Below are 9705 nucleotides of genomic sequence, written 5' to 3'. Positions count from 1 at the left end.
GCCCCGTACACGGCGTACGGGGCCCTTGCGCGTCGCGCGTCTACGACCGGCTGCGCGCCGAGGTCACGCGGTAGACGTCGTACACGCCCTCCACGCCCCGGACGGCCTTCAGGACGTGGCCGAGGTGCTTCGGGTCGCCCATCTCGAAGGTGAAGCGGGAGGTGGCCACACGGTCGCGGGAGGTCTGGACGGCCGCGGACAGGATGTTGACGTGCTGGTCGGACAGCACGCGGGTGACGTCCGACAGCAGGCGGGAGCGGTCCAGGGCCTCGACCTGGATGGCGACCAGGAAGACCGAGGACTGGGTGGGAGCCCACTCGACGTCGAGGATCCGCTCCGGCTCGCGCGACAGTGACTCCACGTTGACGCAGTCGCTCCGGTGAACCGATACACCACTACCCCGCGTGACGAAGCCGATGATCGGGTCGCCGGGGACGGGCGTACAACAGCGGGCCAGCTTGACCCACACGTCGTCGACGCCCTTGACGACCACGCCGGGGTCGGCGCTGGAGCGGCGCTTGCGCCCGCGGGTGCGCGTGGGCGGGACGGCCTCGTCGATCTCCTCGGTGGCGGCCTCCTCCCCGCCGAGCGCGGCGACGAGCTTCTGCACGACGTGCTGGGCGGAGACATGGCTCTCGCCGATCGCCGCGTAGAGCGCGGAGATGTCCGGGTAGCGCATCTCGTGCGCGAGCGTGACCAGGGAGTCGCCGGTGAGGATGCGCTGGATCGGCAGGTTCTGCTTGCGCATGGCGCGGACGATGGCGTCCTTGCCCTGCTCGATCGCCTCGTCGCGGCGCTCCTTGGAGAACCAGGCCCGGATCTTGTTGCGGGCCCGCGGCGACTTGACGAATCCGAGCCAGTCGCGGGAGGGTCCCGCGCCCGGCGCCTTGGAGGTGAAGACCTCCACCAGATCGCCGTTGTCCAGGGTGGATTCGAGCGGTACGAGCCTGCCGTTGACCCGCGCTCCTATGGTGCGGTGGCCGACCTCGGTGTGGACGGCGTACGCGAAGTCGACCGGGGTGGCCCCGGCCGGGAGCGCTATGACATCGCCCTTGGGGGTGAAGACGAAGACCTCGTTGCGGGACAGGTCGAAGCGCAGGGACTCCAGGAACTCGCCCGGGTCCTCGGTCTCCTTCTGCCAGTCCAGCAACTGGCGCAGCCACGCCATGTCGTTGAGGTGGTCGTCCTTTCCCTTGCCGGACGACTTGGGCGCGTCGGTACGCACCTTGGAGGCGCCGGCGACGGCCTCCTGCTTGTACTTCCAGTGCGCGGCGATGCCGTACTCGGCACGGCGGTGCATGTCGAACGTGCGGATCTGGAGCTCGACCGGCTTGCCGTTGGGGCCGATGACCGTCGTGTGCAGCGACTGGTACATGTTGAACTTGGGCATCGCGATGTAGTCCTTGAACCGGCCGGGGACCGGGTTCCATCGCGCGTGCACGGTGCCGAGGGCGGCGTAGCAGTCCCGCACGGTGTCGACGAGGACGCGGATGCCCACCAGGTCGTAGATCTCCGCGAAGTCGCGACCGCGGACGATCATCTTCTGGTAGACGCTGTAGTAGTGCTTGGGACGCCCGGTGACCGTCGCCTTGATCCGGGCCGCGCGCAGGTCGGCCTGGACCTCGTCGGTCACTATGGCGAGGTACTCGTCCCGCTTGGGCGCCCGCTCGGCGACCAGCCGCACGATCTCGTCGTACATCTTGGGGTAGAGGATCGCGAACGCGAGGTCCTCCAGCTCCCACTTGATGGTGTTCATGCCCAGGCGGTGGGCGAGGGGCGCGTAGATCTCCAGGGTCTCGCGCGCCTTCTTCTCCTGCTTCTCGCGCTTGAGATAGCGCATGGTGCGCATGTTGTGCAGGCGGTCGGCGAGCTTGATGACGAGGACCCGCGGGTCCTTCGCCATCGCCACGACCATCTTGCGCACGGTCTCGGCCTGCGCGGCCTCGCCGAACTTGACCTTGTCCAGCTTGGTGACGCCGTCCACGAGGAGGGCGACGACGTCGCCGAAGTCACGGCGCAGGTCGTCCAGGCCGTACTCGGTGTCCTCGACAGTGTCGTGCAGCAGCCCGGCCATCAGGGTGGCCGGATCCATGCCCAGCTCGGCGAGGATGGTGGTGACGGCGAGCGGGTGCGTGATGTACGGGTCGCCGCTCTTGCGCTTCTGGCCCCGGTGCCAGCGCTCGGCGACCTGGTAGGCGCGCTCGATCTGCCGGAGCGTCGAGTTCTCGATCTTGGGGTCGTTGCTGCGGACTATCCGCAGCAGCGGCTCCAGCACGGGGTTGTACGGGTTCGCGCGCTGGACGCCGAGGCGGGCGAGGCGGGCGCGCACGCGGTTAGAGGAGCCGCTGCGGGCGGGCTGGCCGGCGGCGGGGCGCACGGGAGGGGCCGGTTTGGGGCGCGCGGTCTCGGCAGCCTTCTCCACGGGCGCGGACTGGGCGTGCTCGGCCGTCCCGCGGGTGTCGTTCCTCGCGTGGGAGGCGTTCGGCGCGGGCTTCGCCGCGGGCGCCGAGGCGGGCTCGGGCTTGGCGGCGGTCAGTGGCTGGGCCTCGTCTGGCAAGAGGACTCCTCGTGCGCGATCCGGGTCCCCCGGTCAGGCTCCGGAGACCCCATGGTATCGATCCTGCGCCCCGTCATCGCCTTCAGGCGGCTGTGAGGACCGTCTACCCCTGAAACACGAGGGGCCGCCGAGGGATTCCAAGGGGCGTCACCGGGGTGTTCCGGGGGTGACTGCGAGGTTGCGGCCGGGGGCGAGGACGTCCTGGAGGCCTGCTGCACGGGGCGCCCTGCGGGGATGGGGACGCCGACGGCGGGGGCGGCCCACGGGGGCCACCCGGCAGGCGGCGACGAAGACCGCACGAGTGGTGCGGGTGGGAAACCACGAAGCGGCCGAGGGCGGAGCCGAGATCGCTCGGTCCGCCGACGGCCGCATCCGCACCACGCTCAGATCTGGAGCAACGCCTCCAGCGGAGCCCCGCTCAGCGCCGGCTCCAGACGCCCGCGCCCGCCCAGGAATCCCAGCTCCATGAGGACCGCGAGGCCGGAGACCGCGGCCCCGGCCCGCTGGATGAGCTGGATCGCGGCCTCGGCGGTGCCACCGGTGGCCAGGACGTCGTCGACGATCAGCACACGGTCCCCGGAGGACAGGTCCTCGGCGTGCACCTCGATCTCCGCCGAGCCGTACTCCAGGTCGTACGCCTGCCGGAGCGTCGCCCCCGGCAGCTTGCCGGCCTTGCGGACCGGGATGAACCCGAGGCCCGCCCGGACCGCGACCGGGGCGCCCAGGATGAAGCCCCGGGCCTCCAGGCCGACGACCTTGGTGGCACCGGTGTTGGCGGCGATCTCGGCCAGCGCGTCGGTGAGGGCCGTGAAGGCCGCCGGGTCCGCCAGGAGCGGCGTGATGTCCTTGAACATCACACCCGGCTCCGGGTAGTCGGCCACATCACGGATGCGGCTGAGCAGCAGTTCCCTGATGTCGGTCATCGGCGCTTCCCGGAGGGCCGGCCACGGCCCCGGCTGCGGGAAGCGGGCTGGTTGCGCGGACCCACCACGGCGGGAGCGGCGTCCTCGGGCTCGTCGCCCTCGGCGGACCGGGCGTCCACGAGGCCCTCCTCGGCGGTGGCCTGCGCGCGCTTGGCCAGGACCCGCTTCCTCAGTGCCTTCATCGCCGGCTCGCGCTCCTTGAGGTCGGCGACGAGCGGCGTGGCGATGAAGATCGAGGAGTACGCACCGGCCGCAAGGCCGACGAACAGCGACAGCGAGATGTCGTTCAGCGTGCCGGCCCCGAGGAAGCCGCCGCCGATGAACAGCAGGCCCGCCACCGGCAGCAGGGCGACCACGGTGGTGTTGATGGAGCGGACCAGCGTGCCGTTGATCGACTGGTTGGCGATGTCGCTGTAGGTGAAGCGGGTCTGCTTGGTGATGTCCTTCGTCTGCTCCTTGAGGCTGTCGAAGACGACGACCGTGTCGTAGAGCGAGTAACCGAGGATCGTCAGCAGACCGATGATCGTACCGGGCGTGACCTCGAAGCCGACGAGGGCGTAGATACCGGTCGTGATGGTGATGTCGTGGATCAGCGCGACGAGCGCCGCGATGGCCATGCGCCACTCGAAGGCGATCGCCAGGTAGATCACCACGAGCACCATGAAGATCGCCAGGCCCTCCCAGGCCTTGTTGGCGATCTGCTCGCCCCAGCTCGGACCGACCAGGTCGGCGGCGAGCTTCTCCGGGTTGAGGTTCAGGTCCTTGGCCAGCGTCTGCTTGATCTGGTCGGACTTGCCGGTGTCGATGCCGGCGATCTGGATGCGCAGGCTGCCGTTGCCGAGCTTCTGCACGACCGCTTCGTGGCCCGAGGCGCCCTTGGCGTACTCCTCGGCCTTGGCCACCGAGGTGCTCATGTTCGTCGGGGTCGTGAAGACCGCGCCGCCCTGGAACTCGATGCCCATGTTCAGGCCGCGCACCGCCAGGCCGAGGATGGCCGTGATGGTGATCAGGATCGAGACGCCGTACCAGATCTTGCGCTTGCCGACGAAGTCGTAGCTGATCTCACCACGGTGCAGTCGGGCGCCGAGGCTGCCGAGTTTCGACATCGCTCACGCTTCCTTCGGGTCGACAGGGCCGGCGGCGGGACCGGCGGGACGGCGGGTACGGCGCAGCGGCGGCTTGGCACCCAGGCTCTTCGGGTCGAGCCCGGACCACTTGTGGCCGTTCGCGAAGAACTTGCGGCGGGCGAGGAGCGTCATCAGCGGCTTGGTGAAGAAGAAGACGACGACCACGTCGAGCACGGTGGTCAGGCCGAGCGTGAACGCGAAGCCCTGGACCTTGCCGACGGTGACGATGAACAGCACGGCGGCGGCGAGGAACGAGACGAAGTCGGAGACCAGGATGGTGCGCCGGGCGCGCGGCCAGGCTCGCTCGACGGCGGGGCGCAGCGAGCGGCCCTCGCGGATCTCGTCCCGGATGCGTTCGAAGTACACGATGAACGAGTCCGCGGTGATACCGATGGCCACGATGGCACCGCAGACGGCCGGCAGGTTCAGCGCGAAGTGGATGGCCGGGCCGAGCAGCGACATGATCACGTAGGTGAGGATCGCGGAGATCATCAGGGAGGCCATGGCCACGATCGACAGACCGCGGTAGTAGGCGATCAGGTAGATCACGACCAGGGCGAGGCCGATGGCACCGGCGAGCAGACCGGCGTGCAGCTGCTGACCACCGAGCGCGGCGGTCACCGTGGTGACGGTGTCCTCCTTGAAGGACAGCGGCAGGGCACCGTAGGACAGCATGTTGGCGAGGCTCTGCGCCTCCTGCTGGGTGAAGTGGCCGGAGATCTCCGCCTGGCCGCCGCTGATGGCCGACTGCACGAACGGGCTGGAGACGACCTGGCCGTCGAGGACGATGCCGAACTCGTTCTGCGGGGACTGGTTCTTGGCCAGCTGGCCGGTGATGTCCGAGAACTTCTTCGATCCGCTGGAGGTGAAGGTCATCTGGACCTGCCAGCCGGAGGCGCCCTGGGTGTCGAAGACCGCCTGGGCCTTCTTCACCTCGGTGCCGTCCACGCCGGCCGGGCCGAGGACGTACTTGTACCAGACCTTGTCGACCTGGCCGCAGGCCACGGTGGACTCGCCCGGCTTGGCACTCGTGCCGGCCTTGGCGCGCTCGGCGGGCTTGGTGCAGTCCAGGGCGGCGTACTGGGCCTGGAGCTTGGCGGCGCCGGCACTGGCGCCGGAGGGCGAGGCCGACGGGCTCGGGGAGGACGTGGCGCTCGGCGAGGACTTGGTGCTCGGGGACGCGGAGGACGACGGCGTGGCGTCGGCCTTCAGCGCGTCGGTGACCGCGCGGCCCTGCGAGGTGGCGGTGGCCGTCGGGGACGCGGAGGAGGACGAGGAGGCCTTCTGCTTGCCGGAGGCGCTGCTCGACGGGCTCGGCGAGCTGCTCCCGCTGGAGGAGGCGCTCGGCGACGGGCTCGGCGCGGCGGCGCCGCTCGGCTCGCTGGCGAGAACCGGACGGAAGTACAGCTTGGCGGTGGTGCCGACCTGCTGCTGGGCTTCCTTGGAGTTGGTGCCCTTGGGGATGTTCACGATGATGTGATCGGCCCCCTGGGTCTGCACCTCCGCCTCGGAGACGCCCAGGCCGTTGACACGGCGGTTCATGATGTCGACCGCGGTGTCCATGTTGGCCTTGTTGATCGCGGACCCCTGGTCGGCCTTCGCCTTGAGCGTGATGCTCGTACCACCGGCGAGGTCGATGCCGAGACGCGGCGTGGTGTTCCCGGAAAGGAACATCCCTCCGGTGAGCGCCACGATGGCGATCAGGATGAGGGCCAGCGTGCGCCCTGGCCTGCTCTGGGCACTCGCGCTCCGGCCCTTCTTAGGTGCTGCCACCTTCTCGTACTCCCTCTCGGGCCGCCCCGCGCCCGGTCGGCGCGGTCGGCCATGACATGGTGTCGGGCTCCCGTGCGGGAAACAGACGCGCCCGGGGTGCGCGGGGCGCGATCAGGTCGCGCCGCACACCCCGGGACGTGACTACTTCGCGTCGGAGTCGCCGTCGGTCTTCTTCGGCTCTTCGTCCGCCTTGGCCTCGGCGGCCTCGGCCGCGTCGGTCTTGTCCTCGTCGGCGTCCTTCTTACCGAGGTCGACGGCCTTGTCGTCGGAGGCGGCGGCAGGCTCGTCGGTGGCGTCGGACTCGGTGAGGGAGGAGGCGTCGTCCGGGACGATGGCGGCGTCGGACTTCAGGTCGTGCTCGATGCCGTGGACGATGCGGTTGTACTCGTCGTCGGTGAGGACGGCGCCGATCGCGTTCTTGGCGAAGAGAAGGTCGACGCCCGGACCGGCGTCGAGGAGGACCGTGTCCTCATTGACCTCCTTGACCGTCGCGTACATCCCCCCGATGGTGCGGACACCGGATCCGGGCTGCATCTCGTTCCGCATGGAGGCGGCCTGCTGCTGCTTCTTCTTGGCCGAGCGTGTCATCAGGAACATGGCCGCGATGAGCACGATGAAGGGGAGAAGGGTAAAGGCATTCACGGGACGGAATTTCCTTCGCGCGACCGCGCGGTGAGCGGCCTGTTGGATGGGGGTTGTCGGCGCCGCCCGCAAGGGCGGCATCGGCGGAGTCTAAGCGAGTCCGCGTGCATGGAACAACGCTCAGCATGGCACCTGGGTTCCTGCACCCGCCAATGCCCCGCCGTCACGGAGCCATCACGCCCCGAACAGGTCCTGTTGTCCGGTTCCCCCAGCTGACGTGCGGGGCGGGGTCAGACCGAGATGCGCCCATGCAGCGGGAGTGGCGACCCGGCCGCGCGGGGTACGGGCGAGCAGGCCCTCCCGTACCAGGAAGGGTTCGGCCACCTCCTCGACGGTCTCGCGCTCCTCCCCCACCGCGACCGCGAGCGTGGACAGGCCGACCGGGCCGCCGCCGAAGAGTTTCAGCAGCGCCTCCAGCACGGCCCGGTCCAGGCGGTCGAGGCCGCGCGCGTCGACCTCGTAGACCGCGAGGGCGGCCGCGGCGATCTCCCGGGTGATGAAGCCGTCCGCCTTGACCTGCGCGTAGTCGCGCACGCGGCGCAGCAGGCGGTTGGCGATGCGGGGCGTGCCGCGGGAGCGTCCGGCGATCTCCGCGGCACCGTCCGGATCGATCTCGACGTCGAGCAGGCTGGCCGAGCGGTGCACGACCCGCTCCAGCTCGGCGGGCTCGTAGAACTCCATGTGTCCGGTGAAGCCGAAGCGGTCGCGCAGCGGGGGCGGCAGCAGGCCCGCGCGCGTGGTGGCGCCGACCAGGGTGAACGGGGGCAGCTCCAGGGGGATGGCGGTGGCGCCGGGACCCTTGCCGACGATGACGTCGACGCGGAAGTCCTCCATGGCCATGTACAGCATCTCCTCGGCGGGCCGGGACATGCGGTGGATCTCGTCCAGGAAGAGGACCTCTCCCTCCTGGAGGGAGGAGAGGATCGCGGCGAGGTCGCCGGCGTGCTGGATGGCGGGGCCGGAGGTGATGCGGATGGGGGCGCCCATCTCGGCGGCGATGATCATCGACAGGGTGGTCTTGCCGAGGCCGGGCGCGCCGGAGAGCAGTACATGGTCGGCGGTCGCACCCCGCGCGCGGGCGGCACGCAGAACGAGGTCGAGCTGTTCGCGGACCTTCTCCTGGCCGATGAACTCGCCGAGGTCCTTGGGCCGCAGGGCGGCCTCGACGGCCTGGTCCTCGCGGTCGGCGACGGAGCCCACCAGCCGCTCCGCGGCGGGGCCGACGAGCCGCTCCTCGGCGGAGGTGTCGGTCGTGTCGTCCCAGTTCACTCGAGATCTCCTAGCTGGCGGCGCGGGTCAGCGGGCGCGGTTGAGGGTCTGCAGGGCGGCCTTCAGCAGCAGGCCCACCTGGGGCGTGCCGCCGGCCGCCTCGGCCTGGGGGGCGACGGAGGCAACCGCCTCCTCGGCCTCGCGGGAGGCGTAGCCGAGGCCGATGAGGGCCGCGTGCAGCTGGTCGCGCCAGCCCTGGGTCACCGGGGCGCCCACCGCCGGGGCGGCGCCGGTGGGGGCACCGAGCCGGTCCTTCAGCTCCAGCAGCAGCTTCTGCGCGCCCTTCTTGCCGATGCCGGGGACGGCGGTGAGGGCCTTCTCGTCGGCGGTGGCGACGGCACGGCGCAGCACGTCCGGGGTGTGCACGGCGAGCATCGCCTGGGCCAGGCGCGGACCGACTCCGCTCGCGGTCTGCAGCAGCTCGAAGGTCTGGCGCTCGTCGTCGTCGGCGAAGCCGTACAGGGTGAGGGAGTCCTCGCGTACGACCAGGGAGGTGTGCAGCCTGGCGGGCTGGCCGATGCGGAGCGTCGACAGCGTGTTCGGCGTGCACTGGACGGTCATGCCGACGCCGCCGACCTCGACGACGGCTGCGTCGGGGGCGAGGGCGGCGACCGGTCCGCTGACGAAGGCGATCATGCCGTACGGCCTTTCGTTGCGTTGACGGTGTGCAGGGCGACGGCCTGCTGGAGCCGGTTCTGGGCGGGTGCGCGCCAGATGTGGCAGATGGCGAGCGCGAGGGCGTCGGCGGCGTCGGCGGGCTTGGGCGGCGCGGCGAGCCGGAGCAACCGGGTGACCATGGCGCCGACCTGGGCCTTGTCGGCGCGGCCGCTGCCGGTGACGGCGGCCTTGACCTCGCTCGGGGTGTGCAGGGCGACCGGGATGCCGCGCCGGGCCGCGCACAGCATCGCGACGGCGCTGACCTGGGCGGTGCCCATCACCGTGCGCACGTTGTGCTGGCTGAAGACACGCTCCACGGCGACGATCTCGGGCCGGTGCTCGTCCAGCCACTCCTCGATGCCCTCTTCGGCGGCGAGCAGGCGCAGGCTCAGCTCGGCGTCCACAGGGGTCCGTACGACCCCGACGCCGAGCATGGTGAGCGGCCGGCCCGCGACCCCCTCGACGACGCCGATGCCGCACCGCGTCAGTCCGGGGTCCACCCCCAGTACGCGCACCGCGCCCCCTCCCCTCCTTGCGGCTGAACCGCCGCCGTTCTCGCGGACCTGGCTGAGCACCGTCGTGATTCCCCAACCGATGGTTGCGGTCCGCGGACGGCGATCTCCGGATGACGCCAGGCTAACCGCTGCCACCGACAACGACGGCGGGGCCGGGGGGCCTGTGCCAGCCGGCCCCCGGGGAACCGGCAGTGCCGGGGGCCGCGGGCCGACGGCTGGACCAACACGAAGAAAACGTCGCG

Annotated in this window: 8 protein-coding genes; all 8 read right to left on the bottom strand. The window is 70.7% G+C overall.

What is annotated here, in order from left to right:
- Nucleotides 1-40 precede the first annotated feature (40 nt).
- Nucleotides 41-2557 carry a bifunctional (p)ppGpp synthetase/guanosine-3',5'-bis(diphosphate) 3'-pyrophosphohydrolase gene (locus tag AB0H32_RS43700; protein WP_361133774.1) on the bottom strand — a complete coding sequence of 839 codons (2517 nt, stop codon included), beginning with the start codon at nt 2555-2557 and terminating at the stop codon, nt 41-43.
- 383 nt (nt 2558-2940) lie between these two features.
- The gene (locus AB0H32_RS43695; RefSeq protein ID WP_361133771.1) at nt 2941-3480 is read right to left on the bottom strand and encodes an adenine phosphoribosyltransferase; all 540 of its coding nucleotides are present in this window, start codon (nt 3478-3480) and stop codon (nt 2941-2943) included.
- Nucleotides 3477-4586, bottom strand: coding sequence for a protein translocase subunit SecF (secF, locus tag AB0H32_RS43690; protein ID WP_361133769.1), 1110 nt, complete (start codon nt 4584-4586; stop codon nt 3477-3479). The genes AB0H32_RS43695 and secF overlap by 4 nt, the downstream gene beginning before the upstream one ends.
- Before the next feature lie 3 nt (nt 4587-4589).
- The gene (secD, locus tag AB0H32_RS43685) at nt 4590-6380 is read right to left on the bottom strand and encodes a protein translocase subunit SecD (RefSeq protein ID WP_361133767.1); all 1791 of its coding nucleotides are present in this window, start codon (nt 6378-6380) and stop codon (nt 4590-4592) included.
- Between the two features lie 141 nt (nt 6381-6521).
- Nucleotides 6522-7022, bottom strand: coding sequence for a preprotein translocase subunit YajC (yajC, locus tag AB0H32_RS43680; RefSeq protein WP_361133764.1), 501 nt, complete (start codon nt 7020-7022; stop codon nt 6522-6524).
- A 174-nt stretch (nt 7023-7196) separates the two neighbouring features.
- A complete protein-coding gene (ruvB, locus tag AB0H32_RS43675) occupies nt 7197-8291 on the bottom strand; it encodes a Holliday junction branch migration DNA helicase RuvB (RefSeq protein ID WP_361133761.1) in 1095 nt (364 codons plus the stop codon).
- Between the two features lie 27 nt (nt 8292-8318).
- Nucleotides 8319-8927 (bottom strand): Holliday junction branch migration protein RuvA, encoded by a 609-nt coding sequence (ruvA, locus tag AB0H32_RS43670; RefSeq protein ID WP_361133758.1) that lies wholly within the window; start codon nt 8925-8927, stop codon nt 8319-8321.
- Complete coding sequence (gene ruvC, locus AB0H32_RS43665; RefSeq protein ID WP_361133755.1) at nt 8924-9463, bottom strand: crossover junction endodeoxyribonuclease RuvC; 540 nt, start codon at nt 9461-9463, stop codon at nt 8924-8926. The genes ruvA and ruvC overlap by 4 nt, the downstream gene beginning before the upstream one ends.
- Between the last annotated feature and the right edge of the window lie 242 nt (nt 9464-9705).

This window comes from Streptomyces sp. NPDC020362, from assembly GCF_040642095.1.
GTDB lineage: Bacteria > Actinomycetota > Actinomycetes > Streptomycetales > Streptomycetaceae > Streptomyces.
The sequence above is the reverse complement of the archived record's forward strand: the minus strand, read 5'-3'. Positions and strand labels throughout refer to the sequence as shown.